Below are 23,305 nucleotides of genomic sequence, written 5' to 3' on the forward strand. Positions count from 1 at the left end.
ACTTGCTCCTCCCCCCGGTTACCCTTGAGTCCGGGGACTGCCGTCCCCGTCCACGCAGCGTCAAAGAAGAGGCGATTCAGTCGTGTCGAGTGCGACTCCGGGCAATCCGTTGACCGATTTCGGTGCCAATGAGTGGCTGGTCAACGAGATGTATGAGCGTTACCGCGAAAACCCCGACAGTGTGAGCGCCGGCTGGCGCGAGTTCTTCGGCGGCGATCCGACGACGACGCAGCTCACTGACGAGAACGAGGCGAAGGCCGCGCCGCAGGCGGAGGCCGCGCCGGCCCCTGCCCCGGCGCCCGCGCCGCGGCCGGAGCCCGAGCCCGTCCGGGCCGCTCCCGAGCCGCCCGTGCCGGCCGCGCCCGCTGCCGTGGCACCCGAAGCTTCGACCGAGAAGGCGACCCCTGAAGTGAACGAACCCGGCACCGTCAAGCCGCTCAAAGGCGTCGCGGCCAAGGTGGCCCAGAACATGGACGCGTCCCTGGAGATCCCCACGGCCACCTCGGTCCGGGCGGTCCCCGCGAAGCTCCTGTTCGACAACCGGATCGTCATCAACAACCACCTCAAGCGCGGCCAGGGCGGGAAGGTCTCCTTCACGCACCTCATCGGCTACGCGCTGGTGCAGGCGGTCAAGGCCCACCCGGGCATGAACGCGTCCTACAAGGTCGTCGACGGCAAGCCGCAGCTGGTGACGCCCGAGCACATCAACCTCGGGCTGGCGATCGACCTGGCGAAGCCGGACGGGTCCCGCACGCTGGTGGTGCCGTCCATCAAGAACACCGAGTCGATGGACTTCCGGGAGTTCTGGCAGGCGTACGAGGACCTGGTCCGCAAGGCCCGCAACAACAAGCTGACGATGGAGGACCACGCCGGGGCGACGCTCACGCTGACGAACCCGGGCGGCATCGGCACCGTCCACTCCGTCCCGCGCCTGATGAAGGGCCAGGGCCTCATCGTCGGCGTCGGCGCCATGGAGGTGCCGGCCGAGTTCGCGGGGGCCTCCGACGAGACCCTCTCGGACCTGGGCGTCTCCCGGATCATGACGGTGACCTCGACGTACGACCACCGGATCATCCAGGGCGCCGAGTCCGGCCAGTTCCTGGCGACGCTCCACCGGCTGCTGCTGGGCGACGGCTTCTTCGACGAGGTCTTCCGCTCGCTGCTCATCCCCTACGAGCCGGTCCGCTGGGTCCGCGACGTGTCGAAGACCCACGAGGGCCAGATCGACAAGAACGCCCGCGTCATCGAGCTCATCCACGCCTACCGGGTCCGCGGCCACCTCATGGCCGACACGAACCCGCTGCACTACGAGATCCGCCGCCACCCCGACCTCGACATCCTGTCGCACGGCCTCACCCTGTGGGACCTGGACCGGACGTTCCCGGTGGGCGGCTTCGCGGGCCAGCAGCGCATGAAGCTGCGCGACATCCTCGGCGTCCTGCGCGACTCGTACTGCCGCCGGATCGGCGTGGAGTACATGCACATCCAGGACCCGGAGGAGCGCGCCTGGCTCCAGCGGCGCATCGAGGTGCCGTTCGAGAAGCCGAAGGTCGAGGAGCAGAAGCACATCCTCGGGCGCCTGAACGCCGCCGAGGCGTTCGAGACGTTCCTCCAGACGAAGTTCGTGGGCCAGAAGCGGTTCAGCCTCGAAGGCGGCGAGTCGCTCATCCCGCTGCTCGACCGCATCCTGAACGAGGCCGCGGGCGCCGAGCTCGACGAGGTCGTCATCGGCATGCCGCACCGCGGCCGCCTGAACGTCCTCGCGAACATCGTCGGCAAGAAGCTCTCGAAGATCTTCACCGAGTTCGAGGGGCACATCGACCCCAAGAGCATCGGCGGCTCCGGCGACGTCAAGTACCACCTGGGCATGACCGGGAAGTTCACCTCCCCGGACGGCAAGGGCGAGACCACGGTCTCCCTGTGCGCCAACCCGTCCCACCTGGAGGCCGTGAACCCGGTCCTCGAGGGCGTGGTGCGCGCCAAGCAGGACCGGCTCAACCTCGGCGAGGACGGCTTCACCGTCATGCCGGTCGCCATCCACGGCGACGCCGCGTTCGCCGGCCAGGGCGTGGTCGCCGAGACCCTGAACCTGTCGCAGCTGCGCGGCTACCGCACCGGCGGCACCGTCCACGTCGTCGTGAACAACCAGGTCGGCTTCACGACCGCGCCGGCGTACTCGCGGTCCTCGCTGTACTGCACCGACGTCGCCCGCATGATCCAGGCGCCGATCTTCCACGTGAACGGCGACGACCCCGAGGCCGTGGCCGAGGTCGCCAAGCTCGCGTTCGCGTTCCGCCAGCAGTTCCGCAAGGACGTCGTCATCGACATGGTCTGCTACCGGCGCCGCGGCCACAACGAGGGCGACGACCCGAAGATGACCAACCCGCAGATGTACCAGGTCATCGACGGCAAGCAGTCGGTCCGCAAGCTGTACACCCGCGCCCTCATCGGCCGCGGCGACATCACCATGGAGGACGCGGAGGAGGCGCTCGCGGACTACCAGGCCCAGCTCGAGCGGGTCTTCCGCGAGACGAAGGAGGCCCTGGCCGGGCAGACCGGCCCGCTGCCGTGGCGCCACCAGCCCGAGCCGGTCGCCGACATCGACACCTCCGTCGACGCCGAGACGATCGCGATGATCGGCAAGGCCCACACCACGCTCCCCGAGGGCTTCGGCCCGCACAAGGCGGTCCGCAAGGTCCTCGAGAAGCGCAGCGAGATGTCCACCTCGGGCCACGTCGACTGGGCGTTCGCCGAGACGCTCGCGTTCGGCTCGCTCCTCATGCAGGGCAAGGCCGTGCGCCTCGCCGGGCAGGACTCGCGGCGCGGCACGTTCGTGCAGCGCCACGCGGTCGTCATCGACCAGGCCACCGGCGACGAGTACACGCCGCTGGCGCACCTGGGCGAGCACACCGCGAAGTTCTTCATCTACGACTCGCTGCTCAGCGAGTTCGCCGCGCTCGGCTTCGAGTACGGCTACTCGGTGGAGAACCCGGACATGCTCGTCGCCTGGGAGGCCCAGTTCGGCGACTTCGTCGACGGCGCCCAGACGATCATCGACGAGTTCATCTCCTCGGGCGAGGCCAAGTGGGGCCAGCACTCCGGCGTGACCCTGCTGCTCCCGCACGGCCACGAGGGCGCCGGCCCGGACCACACCTCCGGGCGCATCGAGCGCTTCCTCCAGCTGTGCGCCGACGAGAACATGCGCGTGGTCAACTCCACGAGCCCGGCGAACTACTTCCACCTGCTGCGCCGCCAGGCGCTCGACCCGGTCAAGAAGCCCCTCGTGGTCTTCACGCCGAAGTCGCTGCTGCGCCACAAGTCGGCCGTCAGCCAGCTCGACGAGTTCACCGGCGGCCGCTTCCAGCCGGTCCTGCACGACCCGGCGCTCGCGTCCGGCGAGATCCGGCCCGAGAACGTCAAGCGCGTCCTCCTGTGCTCCGGCAAGGTCTACTACGACCTGGCCGCGGCCCGGACCGCGCGCGGCGTCGCCGACACCGCGATCGTCCGCGTCGAGCAGCTGTACCCGCTGCCGGCCGAGGAGCTCAAGGCCGCGCTCGGGGCGTTCCCGAACGCCGTCGAGACCGCCTGGGTCCAGGAGGAGCCCGCGAACCAGGGCGCCTGGTCGTTCATCGCGCTCAACCTCCTCGAGCAGCTCGGCGGGGTCCACCTGCGCCGCATCTCCCGCCCGGCCGCGGCCGCGCCGTCCACCGGCTCGCCGAAGGTCCACGAGGTCGAGCAGCAGGCGCTCATCGACGTCGCGGTCCCGCAGCCGCAGTAGCACGATCACCGAAAGGGGGGCGACCGGCGCCGGTCGCCCCCTTTCGGCGTCCCCGGGCCGGAATTCACAACGTTGCAGAAGAAAGCGGTTCCTTTTCATCCATGCTCTTGACTCCATCGATGAGAGCGATAACAATGTCAGGACGGCTCGCCCCTCCGCACAGCCGTCCCGACACCGCGATCACATTGGAGTGATGCAGATGCCGAACCCTCCCTCACCACCCGGGGCCCTCTCCCGGCGGGCGCTCCTCACCGGCACGGCCGCGGCCGCCGGACTCGGGCTCGCCGGGTGCGGCTCGGTCAGCGGCGGCCTCAGCGGCAGGACCCGGGTCAAGCAGTGGAACCTCCTCGCCGGCTCCGACGGCGCGGTCATGACCGAGATGCACGACCAGTTCGCCGCCGAGCACCCCGACATCGAACTCGAGGCCACCACCTTCGGCTGGGGCACCCCGTTCTACACCCGCCTCGTCATGGGCGCCTCCGGCGGCAACGCCTCCGACATCGCCACCATCCACCTCTCCCGGCTCAAGAGCGTCTCCCCCGCGACCCTCCTCGACCCGATCACCCTCGACGAGCTCACCGCCCACGGCCTCGACCCCGCCGACTTCCCCGAGAAGATCTGGGAGCAGTGCTTCGCCGGCGACGAGCTCTACGCGATCCCGATCGACACCCACGCCCTCGTCAACTACTACAACCGCACCGTCTGCGAGCAGGTCGGCGTCCTCAACCCGGACGGCACCCTCCTGGAGACGCACGGCGTCGAGGAGTACCTCGACCTCCTGCGCGCCGTCAAGGAGGCCACCGGCCAGTACGGGACCTCCCTCGACACCCTCGGCGGCTGGCGCCAGTTCTGGGCCTGGTACCGGCAGGCCGACGGCGAGATGACCTTCGGCGACGGCGAGTACGAGATGGACGACGACAAGGCGCTCCAGTCCATCGAGATCATGTACCGCATGGCCGAGGAGGGCCTGTGCCCCACCTTCGCCGACGGCGGCCAGTGCGCCGCCAACTTCGAGAACGGCGCCGCCGGCCTCGTCCAGGTCGGCAACTGGGAGATCAACCGCTTCAAGGCCTTCGACCAGGCCCAGGGCCTCGACTTCTCCATGACCGAGATGCCCGACTTCTTCGGCAACCGGCGCACCCAGGGCGACTGCCACTCCTACGTCCTCCCCCGCCACCACAGCTGGGACCCCGAGGTCCGCGAGGCCACCCTCGCCTACGCCGCCTGGATGCTCCGGCACAGCTTCCGGTGGGGCGAGGGCGGCGGCCACACCCCGGCCTACCTGCCCGTCACCGAGAGCGCCGAATACCAGGCCCTGCAACCGAATGCCGAGTACTCCGGCGTGGTCCAGAACGTCCAGTTCGACCCCGACGTGTGGTTCTCCGGCTCCGCCGCGCGCCTCTTCGACGAGACCGGCGCCATCTTCAACCAGGTCTACGGCCTCGCCATGACCCCGGACGAGGCGCTGGCGCTCGTCAAAGAGCGGATCCAGGCGCTGCTGGACCTCCCGAACCCGGTCGATTGAAACGTTCCAAGGACTTGCCATGACTGTGAAGACCGAGGCGCCCGCCGCGGCGCCGGCCGCGGTGCCGCGGCCCCCGACCGCCCCGAACCCGAAGCGCCGCTCGTGGACCGGACTCTGGTTCGTGCTCCCCTTCGCCGCCTTCTACGCCCTCTTCCTGGTCTACCCGACCTTCCTGGGCCTGTTCTACTCCTTCACCGACAAGAGCCTCACCGGCCGGCCCGCCTCCTGGGTCGGGCTCGACAACTGGGCCGAGGCGCTCGGCGACGAGCGCGCCTGGGACGCGCTGTGGAACACCGCCGTGTTCACCCTCTACTCCACGCCGCCCCTGGTCGTCCTCGCGATCGTCCTGGCGCTCCTGGTCAACCGGGCCCGGAGGATCGGCTGGTTCCTGCGCATGGCGTTCTTCGCGCCGTTCGTCGTGCCCGTCTCCGTGGTCACCATGATCTGGATCTGGATCTACCAGCCCACCGGCGGCCTGCTCAACCACTACCTCCAGCTGCTGGGCCTCCAGGACCCCGCCGCGCCCACGATCTGGCTCCAGGGCGAGACCACCGCCATGTGGTCGGTCGTCATCACCACCGTGTGGTGGACGCTCGGCTTCAACTTCCTGCTCTACCTGGCCGCGCTCCAGACGATCGACCCGAACGTCTACGAGGCCGCGAGCATCGACGGCGCCGGCTGGTGGCGCCAGACCGCCCACCTCACCCTGCCGCTGCTCAAGCGCACCACCGGGCTGGTCGTCGTCCTCCAGCTCATCGCCTCGCTGCGGATCTTCGACCAGATGTACCTCATGACCGCCGGCGGCCCCAACCGCGCCACCGAGGTCGCCATCCACTACATCTACATCGCCGGCTTCGAGGGCTACCGGATCGGCTACGCGTCGGCGCTGTCCTATGTGCTGTTCGTGCTCATCCTCGTCGTCTCCATCGTGCAGTTCCGGCTGTTCTCCCGGAAGGAGGCCTGACATGGCCGCGGTCCTCGACAAGCCCCGAACGGTCGCCCCCGGGCGGCGCGCCGCCAAGCGCCGCTTCAAGCGGCCCACCGTCGGCGCCGTCGTCGTGTACGTCGCCGCCGCCGCGCTCGCCGTGCTGTGGCTGCTGCCGCTGCTGTGGGCGCTCTCGACCTCGCTCAAGCCCGAGACGGAGGCGAGCCTCGGCCAGGACATCCACTGGATCCCGCAGGACTGGTCCCTGGAGGGCTACCGGACGCTGTTCGAGCGCGGCGACCACCTCACGTGGATGATCAACTCGACGATCGTGTCGACGATCGTCACGGTCCTCACGCTGGTCCTGTGCGTCCTGGCGGCCTACGGGTTCTCGCGGTTCGACTTCCCGGCCAAGAACGTGATCTTCGGGGCGATCATCGCCGGGCTCATGGTCCCGGGCCAGGCGCTCATCATCCCGCTGTTCGACCTCGTGAACGACCTGCGCCTCTCGGGCACCTACTGGGGCCTGGCGCTCCCGCAGGTGGTCGCGCCGGTCATGGTGTTCATCCTGAAGCGCTTCTTCGACGCGATCCCGCGCGACTACGAGGAGGCCGCGAAGCTCGACGGCGCCGGGCACCTGCGGGTCCTGGTGAGCGTCATCGTGCCGCTGTCGGGGCCGATCATGGCCGCGGTCGGGATCTTCACGTTCATCGGCTCGTGGAACAACTTCCTGTGGCCGCTGCTGGTGGCGACCGACCCGTCGATGATGACCCTCCCGGTGGGCCTGGGCGTCGTCTCCGGCGGCTACGGCCTGTTCTACGCCCAGAACATGGCCGCCGCGGTCCTCGGCGCGCTGCCGCTGCTGGTGGTGTTCCTGATCTTCCAGAAGCAGATCGTGAACGGCGTCGCCGGCGTGGGCCTGAAGTAGGCGCACGGGCAGGGGCGCGGCCGATGCCGCGCCCCTGCCGTGTTCCGTCTCCGAGAGCGGCTCCCCCGTGCTCCTGCGGGACCCGCTCACTCCGGCACTGCCGTCGTGTTCGGTGCCGTCATAGCACCCCCTTCTTGACGAGGCACGAGGCAGGGCTGTAGCCGACGGTGTCGCCGGACTGGACGCGGATCCAGTCGGTCTCCCAGCGCAGGCCGGCGCAGCCGACGGTCCTGCCCCCCTGGGTCGGCTCGCAGGCCCCGTGGACCTCGGTCTTGTTGTGCAGGCGCAGCAGGCGCCGCGCGCCCATGTCGGTCTCGGTGAAGACCGAGACGCCGAACGTGGCCTTGACCGCGTATGTGCACGACAGGTCCTGCTCGTCGGTCCACCCCTCCGAGAGGATGGCGTGCTGGGCCGCGATCGGGCGGGCGTCGGTCCCCGCGACGCCCGCGGACTCGGCGGCCGAGCTCTCCCCGTTCCGGGCCAGGACGATGGCAACGGCCATGATGGCCGCCGCGATCGCGATCCTGACCAGGAGCTTCTTCGTGACCGTCCACGTGCTTCCGGCGGCGGACTTGATCCCGCCCTTGACCCGTCCCATGACCGACATGGCCGCTTCCCCCTGCCCCCGGCGCGCGTCCCCGCGGCGCTCGGCGTCCGATGCCGGGGCCGGACCGGCCCGTGAACGACATCCATTCCAGGGTGGGGGCAGGCGGGGCCGGCCGGAGGGCGAACCGCGCAGAAACCGGCCCCACTGTCGTACTTACGACGCTGTCGGGTCCTATTCGGCGGTGACGACGACCTTCCCGAAGGCGTCGCCCGAGGCGAGGCGGCGCAGGGCCCGCTCGGCCTCGGCGAGCGGGTGCACGGAGTCGATGACGGGCTTGAGGCCGCTCTCGGCGCAGAAGAGGAGGAGTTCGCGCAGTTCGGCGAGGGTGCCCATGGTCGAGCCGACGATCTCGAGCTGCTTGAAGAAGACGTGCCGCAGGTCGACCTCGGCGACGGGGCCGCCGGTGACGCCGCAGTTGACGAGGCGCCCGCCGGGTTTGAGGGACTTGATCGAGTGCTCCATGACGGGCGCGCCGACGGAGTCGACGACGACGTCGACGCGCTCGGGCAGGCGGCCGCCGGCCTCGACGGGGACGGCGCCGAGCTCGGCGGCCCGCTCGCGGCGCTCGGGGGTGCGGCCGGTGGCGTACACGCGGGCGCCGAGGGCGCGGGCGAGGACGATCGCGGCGGTGGCGACGCCGCCGCCGGCGCCCTGGACGAGCACGGCCCCCTCGGCGCCGAGGCGGCCGCGGCTGGTGAGCATCCGCCAGGCGGTGAGGTACGCGGTGGGCAGGCAGGCGGCCTCGGCGGCGGTCCAGCCCCGGGGGACGGGCACGAGGTTGCGGGCGGGCACGGACACGTACTCGGCGAGCGTCCCGGGGTGGAGTTCGGACAGGAGGGTGCGCTTGGGGTCGAGGGTCTCGTCCTCCAGCGACCCGTCGGCGATGACGGGGTAGACGACGACCTCGTCGCCCGCGGCGGTGCGGCCGACGGCGTCGGTGCCGAGGATCATCGGGGTCTGCTCGGCGCGCAGCCCGACGCCGGCGAGGGACCACAGGTCGTGGTGGTTGACCGAGGCGGCGACGAGCGCGACGCGGGTCCAGTCCTCGGGCACGGCCGGGGGCTCGATCTCACCCACCGAGAGGGCGCTGAACGGGTCTTCGGGGTTGGTGTCGCGGGCGTACGCGGCGAGCATCGGGCCTGACCTCCGTCTCGTGGATTGCACTGTCCACCTTGGTGTTCTGTGAGCAGCGTTGTCGCAAACACAACTCTAGGGGTCCGGCCGAAAGGGGCCTGGGTAGAGGTAGGGTCGGCGGTGGAATCACAACCCACTGAAGGAAGCTGGAGGGGCGCATGTTCAAGCCTCTGTTCAAGCGGCTGCTGCCGCAGACCACCGCTTCCGCTCACTGCGACCTGCCGTGCGGGGTCTACGACCCGGCCCAGGCCCGCATCGAAGCGGAGTCGGTCAAGGCCATCTGCGAGAAGTACCAGGCCAACGAGGACCCCGAGTTCCGCACCCGGGCCCTGATCATCAAGGAGCAGCGCTCCAACCTGGTCAAGGAGCACCTGTGGGTGCTGTGGACCGACTACTTCAAGCCGCCGCACTTCGAGAAGTACCCGCAGCTGCACACCCTCGTCAACGAGGCCACGAAGCTCGCGGGCGCCTCCGGCGCGAAGGGCTCGGCCGACCCGAAGGTCGCCGAGGAGCTGCTGGCCAAGATCGACCAGATCGCCGAGATCTTCTGGGAGACCAAGAAGGCCTAGCCTTCCCGGGCCCCGCCGGAGCGCCCGCCGCCGCATCCCGCGGCGGCGGGCGCTCCGCCGTCTCAGGCCGGGGCCGCTCCGCTCCTTCGGGGACGGTCGCGGCGCGGCGGGGCCGCGCGGTCCCGGAGGCGTGATTCCTCCAGGGTGGTACCCGTATCCCGGGGGTCCCCACTATTCTGGACGCGAGAGGGCGGAAGTCCTTCGGCCCCTCAGTCACAGGAAGCGGCGATGCCGGTGAGCGATGAGCGCGACGACGTGCTGCTGCTCGACGTGCCCTCGACGGGCGACTACCTGTCGGTCCTGCCGACCGCGACCGCGGCGGTGGCGACCCGCCTCGGGTTCTCGCTGGACGAGATCGAGGACCTGCGGGCGGCGGTGAACGCCGCGGTGGCGCTCCTGATCCCGCCCGACGCCGGCCGGCCGCGGCCGTTCCGCCGCAGGTCGGGCGACGAGCCGCTCCACTGCCGCCTCGAAGTGGGCGAGGAGACCCTCCAGATCGTGCTCAGCCGCCCCAAGGGCGAGCCGCTCCCCGACGCCGGGTCGTACCAGTGGCAGGTGCTGCGGGCCCTCACCGACGAGGTCGAGTCGGAGGTCGAGGGGGCCCTCACCACGATCCGCATCCGCCAGCGCCGCCCCGCGACGGAGGCCGACGCGGACACCGAGCGCCACCAGATCCACTAGGCCGCCCCGGTCGGGGCGGAACTGTCGTACCCCCGGGGCACCATGGAAACCGGGGGCCCTTCCCAGCGCCGAGTGCGCTCCCCAGGGGTGCCCGGCTCCCGGACCGGAGTGTCGTACCCCTGCGGCACGATCGAGACCGGGGGCCCTTCCCAGCGCCGGCCGCGGGCCTTCAGGGTTCCCGGCCGGAGCCGGGCAAGCTTGAAGGCCCGGCGGGCATGCCGGGCCTTCCAAGCTTCTGTTGTCGCAAATTCGAGGGATGGGTCACATCAAGGGATTGCGCGGTCCTAGCCGACGACCTGGGTGGCGAGCGTGCGCAGGGCACCGGAGCGGCGCTTCAGCTCGCGGCGCTCGATCTCGCTCATGCCGCCCCACACGCCCGCGTCCTGACCGCTCTCGAGCGCCCACCGCAGGCACTCCTCGGTCACGGGGCAGCGCCGGCAGACGTTCTTGGCCTGCTCGATCTGTACCAGTGCCGGACCGGTGTCCCCGATCGGGAAGAACAGCTCGGGGTCCTCGTCACGGCAGATGGCCTCGTGGCGCCAATCCATCAAAACATCTCCTTGCTAAGCATCAAGCATCTTGCTTTCACGGTGTTGTGAGTTCTTGCGGTTCGGGCGTCGCGGGCCGCTGGGGCCTCGCGCCGGGCGTTCAAGCCGCGCTGCGCTCGTGCACCGGTCCGTGTTCCCCCCGCTGGAAATCGCTGCGGCGGTCGCACCCCACGGACGGTGCATACGGGCACTCAGGACGGAACTCGTCTCCCTGCAAAGGGAATCGTTGTCGCCGCGAGCATGGAGTGACCTCGCGCGGCGCCAGCACCGTTGCTGAACGCGCTGGGCCGGGGAGGCATCTCCGTCTCCGGCGTCGGCCGCCCGAATGGCGACTGCAAACGTACAGCTCCGCGAGCGGATCTGCGACTCGTCCGCACCGTGACCCGGGCCCTTGTGAATACTTTCACAAGGTCGTGATTTGTCAAGGGTTCGACTCCCGAATTCAGCACGAAGTGAGTGAACTCACCGTGCTACCTCGAAGAAGACTCGCGGAACTCGTTCCGCGGCACCGCCGGGACCCCTACCGCGGGCCCTCGGGCGACGCCCGCCACACGTTCCCTCCGCGCGAGCCGAAGCCGTTGTCCGGCTGTCAGGCTTCGTAAAGGAGGGGGTCGGTGACAGCGAGTCGAACCGGTTTGACACACTGGTACTCAAGGTTGGCAGACACACCTTACGAGAAGTCCGCCAGGGCAGAAGTACCCACGACGCCCGGTCAATAACGCACCGAAAAGACGATATTCGGTTGTAAGTCTCGCGCCGTCCCGGTAGGGATGGCGAAATCAACCTTGCCTGCTCACGGGCGACTTGTCAACACCCGTCTAGAGGTTTTCCCAAGTTGTTAGCAGGCCACCCGCAGCGCCTTCGGCACCGAACTGAGTTCGAGTTCCGTGCGCTCGCCGAGATAGTCCCCGTCGAGCTGGAAGGCCTGCGGCAGCGACGCGCGCAACCGGATCCTGGAGAGATCGTGATGCGTCACCGCGTGCTTGCCGTCGGGTCCGTCACGTCCCACCAGCAGTGAAGCGGCGGTCCGCGCGGCGTCCGACAGCCCAAGTTTACGCAGAATCAGGACATCAAGTCCAGCATTAAAGGACGCCCGCGCGTTGAGATTCACCGGAAGGGCGCCGAGATAGGTCCACGGTGCGCAGTTCTGCACCACGACCATCCCGGTCGATTCGACCTCTTCGCCGGTGGACAGCGACACTTGGATCGAATCGCCTTCCACCCCATGCTCATTGAGTTCGGCCATGACGGCGCGGGCGTAATGCGCGCCGAGATTGCGCTTCTTGCGGTACGACTCCACCTTCTTGATGATCGACGCGTCCCAGCCGAGTCCGGCGCAGAAGGTGAAGAGGCGGTCGACCCCGTCGGCCTGGAGCCGCCCGAGGCTCACGGTGCGGGTGCGGGGCGAGTCCGTGAGGGCCGCGACGATCGCCATCGCGGCGCGGCGCCGGTCCCAGGGGAGCCCGAGGGCGCGCGCGAAGACGTTCGTGGACCCGGCGGGGATCGGCGCGAACAGCGGCGCCTCCTCGGCGGGGCGCCCGTCCGCGACGAGGCCGTTGACGACCTCGTTCACCGTGCCGTCGCCCCCGAGGCTGAGCACGACGTCGTAGCCGGCGTCGGCGCCCCGGCGCGCCAGCTCCTCGCCGTGGCCGCGGTCCCCGGTCTTCTCGACGGTCAGGTCGAGGACGCCGTCGAGCTTCTTGGCGACCCACCGCGTGCGGCGGCGCGAGCCGGTGGAGGCCTTCGGGTTCACGATGAGCAGGCCGCGCTGTGGCGCTGCTTTCAGGGCGCGCATAGGCGCAGAGTAGCCCGGGATACGGTTGAGGGGTGAACGAAACCGACGCCGACATGGGCGCGGTCACCGAAAGTCGCGGTGACGGCGCACGACCGTGGACCCTCACCGCCGCCGCCGGCGTGTTCTGGCTCCTCGCAACGGGACTCGTGGCGGCCGGGGCCTGGGCCCTGGTGCAGATCCTCACCGGCGACGTCGACACCGCGAGCGGCGCGGCGGGCATCGCCCTCATCGCGTGGCTCGCGGCGCTGTACTACTGGTTCATCGGCCGCCGGCTCCTCCAGCGCCGCGACGTCGTGGCGCAGGCGGTGTTCCAGGCGCTCCTGTGGCTCCCGGTCGGGTACTACCTGCGGGAGGCCGCGCACCCGGTCGCCGGGCTCGCGGCGTGGGCGCTCGCGGCGGCGATGCTGGCGCTGGTGCTGTGCGGCCCGAGCCGGCGCGCCGTCGGTTTCGGCGAGCGGCGGCCCTTCGGCGAGTGAAGCCGCTTGAACCCGCGACCTCCTGGACCACAACCAGGCGTCTGCTCAGCTGAACCGCGCCTCGGCGGCGCACTCCGCGGTCCAGCCGCACTACGCTTCGGCGCGCTTCGCGGTCAGTCGGACTACGCCTCGGCGGCGCGCTTCGCGATGAGGTCGAGCAGTTCCGGTGCGGCGCCCAGCGGTTCACCCGCATGGACGATGCCGGCCTCGCGGGCCGACGCCAGCGCGGCGTCGCACAGCAGCCCCGGGGCGATGAAGTAGCAGACGGCCGCGACGCGCTGGGCGCCTTGGGCTTTCAGGCGCTCGACGGTCTCGCCGGCCTTCGGGCCGGGGCCGGAGGCGAAGCCGGGGCCGGCCGGGACGCCGAGCAGGCGGCCGGCCTCCTCGGCGACGGCCGCGACGTGCGCGCGGCCCTCGTCGACGCGGGTGCCCGCGGCGCACACCACGAGCCCGTCGACGCCGAACGGCAGGTCCCGCACGAGCGCCTTCGCGAGCGACAGGTCCCCCACCGGGCGGGCCACCGCGACCGCGAGGCCCGGGCGGGCCTCCTCGGCGCGCTTGGCGACCTCCGGGAGGTCGGTGCGGGAGTGGTAGGCGTCGGTCAGCAGCAGCGGGAGGGCCACCGCGGCGGCGACGCCGGTGTCGGCGATGCCGCGCAGGACCTCGACCGGGTGCGGCTCGTTGAACTCCAGGAAGCCGGCGTCCGCCCCGGCCGCCCGCGCGATGGCGCGGACGGCCTCCGGGGAGCGCGGATCGGGGCTGCCGTGGGCGACCAGGACGATCGGGCGCGGCGGCCCCGCGGGCGCGGCCGGGGCCGCGTCCCGTCCGGGGGCCGGGAGGTCAGACATGCAGTCCGCACTCGGTCTTGTCGAACGCGGCCCAGCGGCCCGCGCGCGGGTCCTCGCCCGGCGCGGTGCGGCGGGTGCACGGCCAGCAGCCGATGGAGCGGAAGCCGTCCTTGAGCAGCGGGTTCACCGGGATGTTGTACCGCTCGATGTACGCCTCCTGGTCGGCCTCGGTCCACTTCGCGATCGGGGAGACCTTGACCTTGCGGCGCGAGAGGTCGAAGTCGACGACGCGCGTGTTCGCGCGGGTCGGGCCCTCGTCGCGGCGCAGGCCGGTGGCCCAGGCGTCGTAGTCGGCGAGGGCCTTGTTGAGCGGCAGGACCTTCCGGAGCGAGCAGCACTCGTCGGGGGCGCGGGAGAACAGCCGGGGGCCGAACTCGGCGTCCTGGGAGAGGACGCTCTGGTCGGGCTGGATCGAGCGCACGTTGACGTTCATCGTGGAGGCCACGAAGTCGCGGACCTCGAGGGTCTCCGGGAAGTGGAGGCCGGTGTCGAGGAAGACGACGTCGATGCCGGGGGCGACCTCGCTGGCGAGGTGGACCACGGCGGCGTCGGCCATCGACGAGGTCACGCAGAAGCGCTCGCCGAACTCGCCGACCGCCCACTCGATGATCTGGTGGGCCGTGGCGTCTTCCAGGCGCTTCCCCGCTGCGGTCGCGAGGTCACGGAGTTCGAAGGGGTCTCTCTGGGTCCCGTTGCTGCTCATGCTGCTTCACTCCGATCGGGGTGTTCACTCCGGCGCGGGGCCGGTGGGCGGGGCCGCGTAGGTGGGCGCGGCCGCCATCCCGTGGTATTTGACGGCGAAGACGCGGGTGCAGTCCGCGCAGTGCCAGCCGCCGCGGATCTCGACGTCGCTGTCGTCGTCCGCTTCGTACGGTCTGAGGTCTTCCTCGCCGCAGTAGGGGCAGTAGTAGGGAACGACGCGGGCGCTCACTGCAATTCCGTCTCTTCGGCGCGGTGGACCCACTGGGCGAAGCTCTCGCCCTCGGACCTGCCGGCGAGGTAGCGGCGGGTGACGCGTTCCACGTAGTCGCCGAGGTCCTCGGAGGGGACCTTGAGGCCGCGGGACTTGCGGCCCAGGCTCGCCGCGGCGGCGTGGCCGCCGCCGAGGTGGACCTGGAAGCCCTCGACCTGCTCGCCGTCCTTGACCACGAGCTGGCCCTTGAGGCCGATGTCGGCGGTCTGGGTGCGGGCGCAGGCGTTCGGGCAGCCGTTGACGTGGATGGAGACGGGCGTGTCGAGTTCGGGGACGCGCTTCTCGAGCTCGGCGACGAGGTCGCGGGCGCGGTCCTTGGTGTCGACGATCGCGAGCTTGCAGAACTGGATGCCGGTGCAGGCCATGGTGGCCCGGCGCCACGGGGACGGGTGGGCCTCCAGGCCGATCGCGCGCAGGTCCTCGACGGCGTCGTCGACCTTGTCGCCGGGGATGTCGAGGAGGAGGAGCTTCTGGAGCGGCGTGGCGCGGACGCGGTCGGAGCCGTACTTCTCGGCGATGTCGGCGAGCTGGTCGAGCATGGTGCCCGAGACGCGGCCGGCGATCGGGGCGACGCCGATGAAGTAGTTGCCGTCGTTCTGCTTGTGGACGCCGATGTGGTCGAGGAGCTTCTCGGGGACCGGGGGCTGCTCGAGGTCGGGGAGGCGGCGCCCGAGGTAGGCGTCGGACTCGAGGACCTCGCGGAACTTCTCGGCGCCCCAGTCCTTGACGAGGAACTTCAGGCGGGCGCGGGTGCGCAGGCGCCGGTAGCCCCAGTCGCGGAAGATGCGGACGACGTTGACCCACACGTCGACGACGTCGTCCTGGGAGACCCACACGCCGAGGCGCTGGGCGAACATCGGGTTGGTGGAGAGGCCGCCGCCGACGTAGAGGTCGAAGCCGGGGCCGTGCTCGGGGTGGTGGGCGCCGATGAGGGAGATGTCGTTCGTCTCGTACGGGCTGTCGGGCAGCCAGCCGATCGTCGACTTGAACTTGCGCGGCAGGTTCGAGAGGCTCTTGTCGCCGATGAAGCGGTCGTAGATCTCCTGGATCTGCGGGGTGGCGTCGATGACCTCGTCGACGGCGACGCCGGCGACCGGGGAGCCGAGGATGACGCGCGGGCAGTCGCCGCAGGCCTCCTGGGTGTCGAGGCCGACGGCCTCGAGGCGGCGCCAGATCTCGGGGACGTCCTCGACGCGGATCCAGTGGTACTGGACGTTCTCGCGGTCGGTGACGTCGGCGGTGTCGCGGGCGAACTCCTTCGAGATGCCGGCGATGGCGCGCAGCTGGGCGAGGTCGAGCTGGCCGCCGTCCATGCGCACGCGCATCATGAAGAACTTGTCGTCCAGCTCCTCCTCGTCGAGGACGCCGGTCTTGCCGCCGGCGATGCCGGGCTTGCGCTGGGTGTACAGGCCCCACCAGCGGAAGCGTCCGCGGAGGTCGGCCGGGTCGATGGAGTCGAAGCCGCGGTGGGCGTAGACGCCCTCGATGCGCTGCCGCACGTTGAGCGGGTTGTCGTCCTTTTTGGACTGCTCGTTCTTGTTGAGCGGCTCCCGGTGGCCCATGGCCCACTGGCCTTGGCCCTTGGGGCGGGACGGTTTGCGCGTTGGCGTTGGCACGGTACTCCTCATCGCGGACACAGGTGTGGCGTGGATTCGAACGGCGGAAAGCCGGAAGCGAATTAAGCGCACATGAGACACATGGCGCTGTACACACGGCAGAGGTCGACGTGGCGGCGTGCCACCAGTCGGAGCCCGTGTGCGCGAGACATGCCAGCAAGCATGACACACGTTCCGGGTGCGCGCACCGGTCGTCCCGCTCCATGGACAGCAGGTCACATGCGCACGCCGGGCGGGCGGTCGGACCTCGGCGCGCGGCGGCGGGGCGGCGCGGTCCGGCCGTTCCAGCCGCTGGGACGGGCCCTAGGCCAGGGCGAAGTCGACGACGGCCTCGGTGCCGCCCGCGGCGCGGGGGCGCATGTCGATGGTGCCGCGGAGCTCGCCGGTGACGAGCGTGTGGACGATCTGGAGGCCCAGGCGGGTCGAGTCGGCGATGCGGAAGCCCTCGGGCAGGCCCTTGCCGTGGTCGGAGACGGTGACGCGGAAGCGGTCGCCGTCGCGCTCGACGCCGATGACGACCTCGCCCTCCTGGCCGGGCGGGTAGGCGTGCTCGACGGCGTTCTGGATGAGCTCGTTGACGACCATGACGAGCGGGGTGGCGTACTCGCTGGGGAGGACCCCGAAGGTGCCCTCGCGCCGGAGCGTGACCTTCGACTCGGCGACCGAGACCTCGACGGCCATCGACGCGACGCGGTCGACGATCTGGTCGAAGCCGACCGACTCGTCGGAGGACTGCGAGAGCGTCTCGTGCACGAGCGCGATCGAGGCGACGCGGCGCACCGACTCCTCGAGGGAGAGCCGCGCCTGCGGGGAGCCGACCCGGCGGGCCTGGAGGCGCAGCAGCGCGGCCACGGTCTGGAGGTTGTTCTTGACGCGGTGGTGGATCTCGCGGATCGTGGCGTCCTTGGTCACCAGCTCGCGGTCGAGGCGGCGGACCTCGGTGATGTCGCGGACCAGGACGAGCGCGCCCGCGGCCTTCCCGCCGGGGCGCAGCGGGAGGGCGCGCATGAGGACCGTGGCGCCCTTGGCCTCGATCTCCTTGCGGCGCGGGGTGCCGCCGGCGAGCGCGTCGGCGATGCGGCGCGCGGCGTCGGCGCCGACGTCGGCGCTGGAGGGGAGGCTGCGGGTGAGCTCGGCCAGGTCGCGGTCGCGCAGGTGGCCGGTGACGCCCATGCGGCGGTACGCGGAGAGGGCGTTCGGGGAGGCGTAGCGGACGAGGCCGTCGGCGCCGATGCGGACGAGGCCGTCGCCGATGCGCGGCGCGGTGGTCGGCTCGCCGGGCAGGAGCGGGGGCGGGAAGCCGCCGTCGGTGAGCATCTGCACCAGGTAGTCGGCGGTCTTGAGGTAGTTGAGCTCCAGGTGGGAGGGGCTGCGGGTGTCCGAGAGGTTGGTGTCGCGGGCGGCGACGGCGATGACCTGGCTGCGGTCGCGGCGGCGGACGGGGATGGCCTCGTGCCGGGCGGCGACGTCGCCGCGCCAGACCGGGTCGCCCTCGCGGAAGATGCGGCCCTCCGTGTAGGCGACGTCGAGGTGGCGCGCGTCCTCGCCTTCGAGGATGCGGCCGACCTGGTCCTCCTCGTAGGCGGTGGGGCCGGTGGTGGGCCGGACCTGGGCGAGGCACACGTACCGGCCCGGGTGGTCCTTGACGGCGCCCCAGAGCAGGAAGTCGGCGAAGGAGAGGTCGGCGAGGAGCTGCCATTCGGCGACGAGCCGCTGGAGGTGGGCCGCGGAGTTCGACGTCAGGTCGGTGTGCGCGCTGATCACATCACGGAGTGTGGACACCGGGCCAATGGTACTGGCGGGTCGGGCGGACCACTCCGTGCTCGCTCCCGCCGCTCCCGGCGGCGCGCCGCGGCTACGGCAGCGTCATGTCGGGCTTGTCGAGCTCCTCGACGTTGACGTCCTTGAAGGTGAGGACGCGCACGTGCTTGACGAAGCGGGCGGGCCGGTACATGTCCCAGACCCACGCGTCGCTCATCTCGACCTCGAAGTAGGTCTCGGCGTCGGCGCCGCGCACGTGGACTTCGACCGCGTTGGCCAGGTAGAACCGCCGCTCCGTCTCGACGACGTAGGTGAACTGCCGGACGATGTCCCGGTACTCCCGGTACAGCTGCAGCTCCATGTCGGTCTCGTACTTCTCGAGGTCCTCGGCGCTCAACGCTCCTCCTTCTGTGCGACGGTTCCACGATAGTGCGCGCATGCCCCGCCGCGGATGCGGCTCACTGCGAACGCTTGCGGAGCCGGGGTCCGGCCCCGGCCCGGGCACCGGGGGTGCCCCGCGGGCGGGCGCCGCGAACCCGGTTCACGCGGGCGCCGGCGCGGCGCACGCGGCCACGTTCGCGTACGAGAGCCGGTGCTGCTCGCTGGGGCCCCAGCGGCGCAGGGCCGCCTCGTGCCCCGGCGTGCTGTATCCCTTGTGGACGGCGAATCCGTACTCGGGGTGGCGCCCGTCGAGCTCGCCCATGATCCGGTCGCGCGTGACCTTCGCGACCACGCCGGCCGCGGCGACGCACGCGGCCGTGCGGTCGCCCTTGACGACCCCGAGGCTCCCGGGCAGGCCCGGGACCGCGAACCCGTCGGTGAGCGCGTACCCGGGCCGCTCGGGCAGGCGCGCGACGGCCACGCGCATCCCCTCCAGGTTGCACACCGAGACGCCGCGCCGGTCGATCTCCCGCGGCCCGTAGCTGACGACGCTGATGAGCGCGCGGGAGCGGCGCAGCCGCTCGAAGACCCGCTCGCGGGCGGCCTCGGTGAGGAGCTTGGAGTCGTTCAGCTCCTCGAGCCGCGCGCTCGGCGGCAGGATCACCGCCGCGACCACGAGCGGCCCCGCGCACGCGCCGCGCCCGGCCTCGTCGGCGCCCGCGACCGGGCCCAGGCCCCGCCGGACGAGCGCCGCCTCCAGCGCGTACAGGTCGCCGTCGCGCCGCATGCGGGAAGGGGTCGGGCGGATCACGGTCAGGAGGGCTCCGGCACGTCGTCGAAGGTCTCCGGGATGGAGAACCAGTTGAAGTCCGCGAAGGGCCAGAACAGGACGAACGCCTTGCCGATCACGGCGTCGACCTCGATCGTGGAGGCCTCGACGTTCCCGCCGGTGCGCACGAAGCGCTCGCGCGAGTCGCCCGAGGCCGAGCGGTGGTCGCCCATGACCCACAGGCGGCCCTCCGGGACGACCACGTCGAACGGGTCCTGGGAGGGCTTGTCCTGCTCGCCGGTGAGCGGGTTCGTGTACAGGTAGTCGTCCTCGTCGAGCGGCACGCCGTTGACGGTGATGCGGCCATGCTCGTCGCAGCAGACGACGTGGTCGCCGCCGACCGCGATGACCCGCTTGATGAACTCGTCCTCCTCCATGACCGACCGCCAGGACTCGGGCGCGGTGAAGACGATGATCTCGCCGCGCTCGGGCTCGGAGAAGTCGTAGACGAGCTTGTTGACGAGCACCCGGTCGTTGATCTGGAGGGTGTTCTCCATCGAGCCGGAGGGGATGTAGTAGGTCTGGACGACCCAGGTCCGCACCACGATCGCCACCAGGATGGCGACGCCCAGGAGGATGGGGAGCTCCTTCCAGAACGACCCCTTCTTCTTGGCCTGCTGCTTGTCGGAGGTCTCCTCGGCGCCCTCGCCGTCGGCGCCGGGCGCCTGCCCTTCTTCGATCACGGTGCGAGTCTACGCGCTCGCGCTCCGGGGGCAGGGGCGGTGGTCGCGGTGGCGGGCAAGGAAGGCGGTGCGTCCCAGGCCGTGCCCCACGCGGCCGGCGCGCCGTCGCCGACGGCGCCCGAGGCCGACTGGCCCCCTTCGGTTCCGGTGGTGCCGTCGAGGACGTCGAAGGCCGCCGGGATCTCGAGCTCGGTGGCGCGGTCGGTGGGCCACACGAGCGCGATGGCGCGCCCGATGATGTTCTCGACCGGGACGGGCCCCTGGCAGCGGGAGTCCTTCGAGTTGCCGCGGTGGTCCCCCATCACCCACACCTCGCCCTCGGGGACGGTGACCTGGTCGAAGCGGCGGGAGTGGCAGGTGCCGGGCTCGGGTTCGAGCGGCGCGTCGTCGTAGACGTACTCCCCCTCGTCGAGCGAGACGCCGTTGACGACCACGTTCCCGTCGGCGTCGCAGCACATGACGGTGTCGCCGCCGACCGCGATGACGCGCTTGATGAAGTCCTTCTCGTCGGGCTCGGCCAGGCCGATGAGGTCGAGGACGGCGGTGGTGACGTCGGACACGACCGAGTCGGAGCCGCCCGCGGGCCGGTACTCGGGGTCCCAGGAGTCGGTGCCGCGGAAGACGACGACCTCGCCGCGCTGCGGCGTGCGCAGCGTCGTGGTGAGCTTGAGGACCAGGACCTTGTCGCCCTCCTGGAGGGTCTGCTCCATCGAGCCGGACGGGATGTAGAAGGGCTGCACCGCGAACGTGCGCAGCAGGACCGCGGCCGAGAACGCGACGACCAGGAGCAGCGGCAGCTCGATCCACAGCGACAGGTACTGGCGCTTGTGCGGCTGCGAGAGGCGGCTCTCGGCCTCCTTGCGGGCCGCGCCGTCGGCGGCGGCGGGCGCGGGCTCGGGGGCGGCCTCGGGACGCTCGGGGCCCGGCGGGGGGACGCGCGGGGCGCGGGCGCCGGCGGGGGGCCGGCCCGCGACTGGGCTGCCGGCGACTGGGCCGCCGGAGCCGGGGCCGCCCGCGCGCGGCCCGTCGGGCAGGCGCGCGGGGCGCTGCGGGGCGCCGGGGGGCGGCACGGGGGCTCCGGGCCCGCCGGGGAGTCGGCTCCAGTCGATGCGGCGGGGTCCCTGCGCCCCGTCGGAGGAACCGGGACTCATGAGGTGAGGGTAGCGGAAGCCGGGGCGCAGCGAAGAACCCCGGGCGCGGGCCCGGGGTTCTTCGAACGGCTGCGGCGCGGTGCCGCCGAGCGGGAGGACTAGTCCTCGCGGCGCTCCTTGATCTTGGTGGCGGCCTTGCCCTTGCGGTCGCGCAGGTAGTACAGCTTGGCGCGGCGGACCTTGCCTCGCATGGCGATCTCGATCGAGTCGACCATGGGGCCGTGCACCGGGAAGGTGCGCTCGACGCCGATGCCGTAGCTGATCTTGCGGACCGTGAAGGTCTCGCCCAGACCGCCGCCGTGGCGGCGGATGACGACGCCCTGGAACACCTGGACGCGGGACCGGTTGCCTTCCTGAATACGGACGTTCACCTTGACGGTGTCGCCGGGACGGAAGTCCGGCACGTCGGCGCGCATGGAGGCGGCGTTCAGCTCATCCAGAATGTTCATTGGTCTCAACCCTCGTTGATGAAAAGTTCACGGGTTCCGATCCGGGAGAGGTACCGCTTGAACGAACGGCACGTCACGGGGAACCGTCTTACTCTGCCACACCCTGCCCGGGCACGGCGAGCCCGGCCCCTTCGAGGAGGAGCCGGTCACGTTTGTCGAGGCTACCCGGGTCGAGCCGTTCCAGCAAATCCGGGCGGGCCGCCGCGGTGCGAAGGAGTGCCTGCTCACGCCGCCAGCGGTCGACCCTGCCGTGGTCGCCCGAAAGGAGGACCGGCGGGATCTCGTGGCCGCGCCACTCGGCGGGCCGCGTGTACGCCGGGGCCTCCAGGAGGCCGGCGTTGTGGGACTCGTCGTCCAGGGAGGCGGCGTTGCCGAGGACGCCGGGCACCAGCCGGGCCACGGCCTCGACGATCGCGAGGACCGCGACCTCGCCGCCGAAGAGCACGTAGTCGCCGATGGAGACCTCGGTGACCTCCATCCGCTCGGCGGCGTAGTCGACCACCCGCTGGTCGATGCCCTCGTACCGGCCGCAGGCGAACATGAGCCACGGCTCGGCCGCCAGCTCGTGCGCCATCGCCTGCGTGAACGGCCGCCCGGCGGGGCTGGTGACGAGCAGGCGGGGCCGCTCCTCGCCCGGGACGAGCTCGTCGAGGCACTCGCCCCACGGCTGCGGCTTCATGACCATCCCGGCCCCGCCGCCCGCGGGCGCGCCGTCGACCGAGTGGTGCACGTCGTGGGTCCAGCGGCGCAGGTCGTGGACGTGCAGGTCGAGCAGGCCGCGCTGCCGGGCGCGGCCGATGAGCGAGAGGTCGAGCGGGGCGAGGTACTCGGGGAAGACGGTGACGACGTCGATCTTCACTACAGCTCCAGCAGGCCCGGGGGCAGGTCGACGGTGATGGTCCCGGCCTCGAAGTCGATCTCGGTGACCATCTCGGCGACGAATGGGATGCGCGCCGGGTGGGTGCCGCGGCGCTTGACGACGAGGGTCTCGTGGCCGGCGCCGTGCTCGACGCGTGCGACGGGCCCGATCTCGTTCCCGTCGGCCTCCACGACCGCGAGGCCCACCAGGTCGTCGTCGCGGAACTCGTCCTCGCCGAGGTCGTCCTCGTCGACGTCCACCGAGAGCAGCACGCCGCGCAGCGCCTCCGCCTCGGTGCGGCCGGGCACGCCTTCGAAGCCGATCATGGGCCGGCCCTGGTGCCAGCGCACGGTGACGGCCTTGAGCGGGCCGTTCTTCGTGGCGTAGACGACGCCGGGCTGGAACCGGGCCTCGGGGTCGTCGGTGCGGACCTCGACGACCAGCTCGCCGCGCAGCCCGTGCGGGCGCACGATCCGGCCGACCACGACCTCTGCCATGCGTACCTCTCCTTGCAGCACGACAGCCCCGGGGTTGACCCCCGGGGCTGTACGCGATGACTCAGTAGGAATCGACGACCTCGACGCGGATGCCGCGGCCGCCGATCGAGCCGATGACCTGCCGCAGCGCGTTCACGGTGCGGCCGCCGCGGCCGATCACCGTGCCCAGGTCGTCCGGGTTGACCCGGACTTCCAGGCGCTTGCCGCGGCGCGAGTCGACCAGACGGACACGGACATCGTCAGGGTGATCGACGATGCCTTTCACAAGGTGTTCAAGCGCTGGTCGCAGCAC

At 71.1% G+C, this 23,305-nt stretch carries 25 protein-coding genes; 7 read left to right on the forward strand and 18 right to left on the reverse strand.

The features are described 5' to 3' along the window. Nucleotides 1–82: 82 nt before the first annotated feature. The 4 genes from EIW28_RS18205 (at nucleotide 83) to EIW28_RS18220 (ending at nucleotide 7,156) form a co-directional block, all read left to right on the forward strand. Nucleotides 83–3,778 (forward strand): multifunctional oxoglutarate decarboxylase/oxoglutarate dehydrogenase thiamine pyrophosphate-binding subunit/dihydrolipoyllysine-residue succinyltransferase subunit, encoded by a 3,696-nt coding sequence (locus EIW28_RS18205; RefSeq protein ID WP_232014041.1) that lies wholly within the window; start codon nucleotides 83–85, stop codon nucleotides 3,776–3,778. 199 nt (nucleotides 3,779–3,977) lie between these two features. Further along, on the forward strand, nucleotides 3,978–5,303 hold the full coding sequence (locus tag EIW28_RS18210; protein ID WP_197717363.1) for an extracellular solute-binding protein: 1,326 nt from the start codon (nucleotides 3,978–3,980) through the stop codon (nucleotides 5,301–5,303). Nucleotides 5,304–5,322: 19 nt separating this feature from the next. Further along, on the forward strand, nucleotides 5,323–6,267 hold the full coding sequence (locus EIW28_RS18215) for a carbohydrate ABC transporter permease (RefSeq protein ID WP_125249153.1): 945 nt from the start codon (nucleotides 5,323–5,325) through the stop codon (nucleotides 6,265–6,267). A gap of 1 nt (nucleotide 6,268) precedes the next feature. Further along, entirely contained in the window at nucleotides 6,269–7,156 is an 888-nt protein-coding gene (locus EIW28_RS18220; RefSeq protein WP_125249154.1) for a carbohydrate ABC transporter permease, read from the forward strand. A gap of 118 nt (nucleotides 7,157–7,274) precedes the next feature. Here the strand turns inward: EIW28_RS18220 and EIW28_RS18225 are convergent, their stop codons facing one another. Then, nucleotides 7,275–7,763 carry a hypothetical protein gene (locus EIW28_RS18225; protein WP_125249155.1) on the reverse strand — a complete coding sequence of 163 codons (489 nt, stop codon included), beginning with the start codon at nucleotides 7,761–7,763 and terminating at the stop codon, nucleotides 7,275–7,277. Between the two features lie 171 nt (nucleotides 7,764–7,934). Beyond that, nucleotides 7,935–8,897 carry a zinc-binding dehydrogenase gene (locus EIW28_RS18230; RefSeq protein ID WP_125249156.1) on the reverse strand — a complete coding sequence of 321 codons (963 nt, stop codon included), beginning with the start codon at nucleotides 8,895–8,897 and terminating at the stop codon, nucleotides 7,935–7,937. Nucleotides 8,898–9,055: 158 nt separating this feature from the next. On the opposite strand from EIW28_RS18230, the gene sodN reads away from it, so the two are divergent. Both sodN and EIW28_RS18240 read left to right on the forward strand, forming a co-directional pair. Then, entirely contained in the window at nucleotides 9,056–9,466 is a 411-nt protein-coding gene (gene sodN / locus EIW28_RS18235; protein WP_125249157.1) for a superoxide dismutase, Ni, read from the forward strand. Between the two features lie 228 nt (nucleotides 9,467–9,694). Beyond that, nucleotides 9,695–10,147, forward strand: coding sequence for an ATP-binding protein (locus EIW28_RS18240; RefSeq protein ID WP_125249158.1), 453 nt, complete (start codon nucleotides 9,695–9,697; stop codon nucleotides 10,145–10,147). 284 nt (nucleotides 10,148–10,431) lie between these two features. On the opposite strand, the gene EIW28_RS18245 is transcribed toward EIW28_RS18240, so the two are convergent. Further along, the gene (locus EIW28_RS18245; RefSeq protein ID WP_030154989.1) at nucleotides 10,432–10,695 is read right to left on the reverse strand and encodes a WhiB family transcriptional regulator; all 264 of its coding nucleotides are present in this window, start codon (nucleotides 10,693–10,695) and stop codon (nucleotides 10,432–10,434) included. Between the two features lie 838 nt (nucleotides 10,696–11,533). After that, entirely contained in the window at nucleotides 11,534–12,490 is a 957-nt protein-coding gene (locus tag EIW28_RS18250) for a diacylglycerol/lipid kinase family protein (RefSeq protein ID WP_125249159.1), read from the reverse strand. A gap of 32 nt (nucleotides 12,491–12,522) precedes the next feature. Between EIW28_RS18250 and EIW28_RS18255 the strand changes: the two genes are divergently transcribed. Then, nucleotides 12,523–12,966, forward strand: coding sequence for a hypothetical protein (locus EIW28_RS18255; RefSeq protein WP_125249160.1), 444 nt, complete (start codon nucleotides 12,523–12,525; stop codon nucleotides 12,964–12,966). A 122-nt stretch (nucleotides 12,967–13,088) separates the two neighbouring features. Here EIW28_RS18255 and EIW28_RS18260 read toward each other — a convergent pair whose 3' ends face one another. The 14 genes from EIW28_RS18260 to EIW28_RS18320 form a co-directional block, all read right to left on the reverse strand. Next, entirely contained in the window at nucleotides 13,089–13,814 is a 726-nt protein-coding gene (locus tag EIW28_RS18260; RefSeq protein ID WP_197717364.1) for a sirohydrochlorin chelatase, read from the reverse strand. Continuing rightward, the gene (locus EIW28_RS18265) at nucleotides 13,807–14,517 is read right to left on the reverse strand and encodes a phosphoadenylyl-sulfate reductase (protein ID WP_125249161.1); all 711 of its coding nucleotides are present in this window, start codon (nucleotides 14,515–14,517) and stop codon (nucleotides 13,807–13,809) included. Before EIW28_RS18265 ends, EIW28_RS18260 begins: the two co-directional genes overlap by 8 nt. A gap of 24 nt (nucleotides 14,518–14,541) precedes the next feature. Next, complete coding sequence (locus tag EIW28_RS18270) at nucleotides 14,542–14,745, reverse strand: hypothetical protein (protein ID WP_125249162.1); 204 nt, start codon at nucleotides 14,743–14,745, stop codon at nucleotides 14,542–14,544. After that, a complete protein-coding gene (locus tag EIW28_RS18275; protein ID WP_125249163.1) occupies nucleotides 14,742–16,415 on the reverse strand; it encodes a nitrite/sulfite reductase in 1,674 nt (557 codons plus the stop codon). The genes EIW28_RS18270 and EIW28_RS18275 overlap by 4 nt, the downstream gene beginning before the upstream one ends. Nucleotides 16,416–16,465: 50 nt before the next feature. Beyond that, a complete protein-coding gene (locus tag EIW28_RS25695; RefSeq protein ID WP_408612230.1) occupies nucleotides 16,466–16,567 on the reverse strand; it encodes a putative leader peptide in 102 nt (33 codons plus the stop codon). A 139-nt stretch (nucleotides 16,568–16,706) separates the two neighbouring features. Further along, nucleotides 16,707–18,185, reverse strand: a complete 1,479-nt coding sequence (locus tag EIW28_RS18280) for a sensor histidine kinase (RefSeq protein ID WP_125249164.1) — start codon at nucleotides 18,183–18,185, stop codon at nucleotides 16,707–16,709. A gap of 73 nt (nucleotides 18,186–18,258) precedes the next feature. Further along, nucleotides 18,259–18,561, reverse strand: coding sequence for a DUF2469 domain-containing protein (locus tag EIW28_RS18285; protein ID WP_091040324.1), 303 nt, complete (start codon nucleotides 18,559–18,561; stop codon nucleotides 18,259–18,261). A 144-nt stretch (nucleotides 18,562–18,705) separates the two neighbouring features. Continuing rightward, nucleotides 18,706–19,332, reverse strand: a complete 627-nt coding sequence (locus EIW28_RS18290; protein ID WP_125249165.1) for a ribonuclease HII — start codon at nucleotides 19,330–19,332, stop codon at nucleotides 18,706–18,708. A 26-nt stretch (nucleotides 19,333–19,358) separates the two neighbouring features. Next, the gene (gene lepB, locus EIW28_RS18295; protein ID WP_232014042.1) at nucleotides 19,359–20,057 is read right to left on the reverse strand and encodes a signal peptidase I; all 699 of its coding nucleotides are present in this window, start codon (nucleotides 20,055–20,057) and stop codon (nucleotides 19,359–19,361) included. Further along, nucleotides 20,054–21,208 (reverse strand): signal peptidase I, encoded by a 1,155-nt coding sequence (gene lepB, locus EIW28_RS18300; RefSeq protein WP_125249166.1) that lies wholly within the window; start codon nucleotides 21,206–21,208, stop codon nucleotides 20,054–20,056. Before lepB (EIW28_RS18300) ends, lepB (EIW28_RS18295) begins: the two co-directional genes overlap by 4 nt. A 98-nt stretch (nucleotides 21,209–21,306) precedes the next feature. Continuing rightward, nucleotides 21,307–21,657: a 50S ribosomal protein L19 gene (gene rplS, locus EIW28_RS18305; RefSeq protein ID WP_125249167.1), complete on the reverse strand. Its 351-nt coding sequence runs from the start codon at nucleotides 21,655–21,657 to the stop codon at nucleotides 21,307–21,309. An 88-nt stretch (nucleotides 21,658–21,745) separates the two neighbouring features. Beyond that, the gene (gene trmD / locus EIW28_RS18310) at nucleotides 21,746–22,516 is read right to left on the reverse strand and encodes a tRNA (guanosine(37)-N1)-methyltransferase TrmD (RefSeq protein ID WP_125249168.1); all 771 of its coding nucleotides are present in this window, start codon (nucleotides 22,514–22,516) and stop codon (nucleotides 21,746–21,748) included. Next, nucleotides 22,516–23,013 (reverse strand): ribosome maturation factor RimM, encoded by a 498-nt coding sequence (gene rimM, locus EIW28_RS18315; RefSeq protein WP_125249169.1) that lies wholly within the window; start codon nucleotides 23,011–23,013, stop codon nucleotides 22,516–22,518. The genes trmD and rimM overlap by 1 nt, the downstream gene beginning before the upstream one ends. Nucleotides 23,014–23,074: 61 nt before the next feature. Continuing rightward, nucleotides 23,075–23,305 (reverse strand): RNA-binding protein, encoded by a 231-nt coding sequence (locus tag EIW28_RS18320; protein ID WP_026922808.1) that lies wholly within the window; start codon nucleotides 23,303–23,305, stop codon nucleotides 23,075–23,077.

The sequence above is a fragment of the Glycomyces terrestris genome, from assembly GCF_003933745.1.
Taxonomy (GTDB): domain Bacteria; phylum Actinomycetota; class Actinomycetes; order Mycobacteriales; family Micromonosporaceae; genus Glycomyces; species Glycomyces terrestris.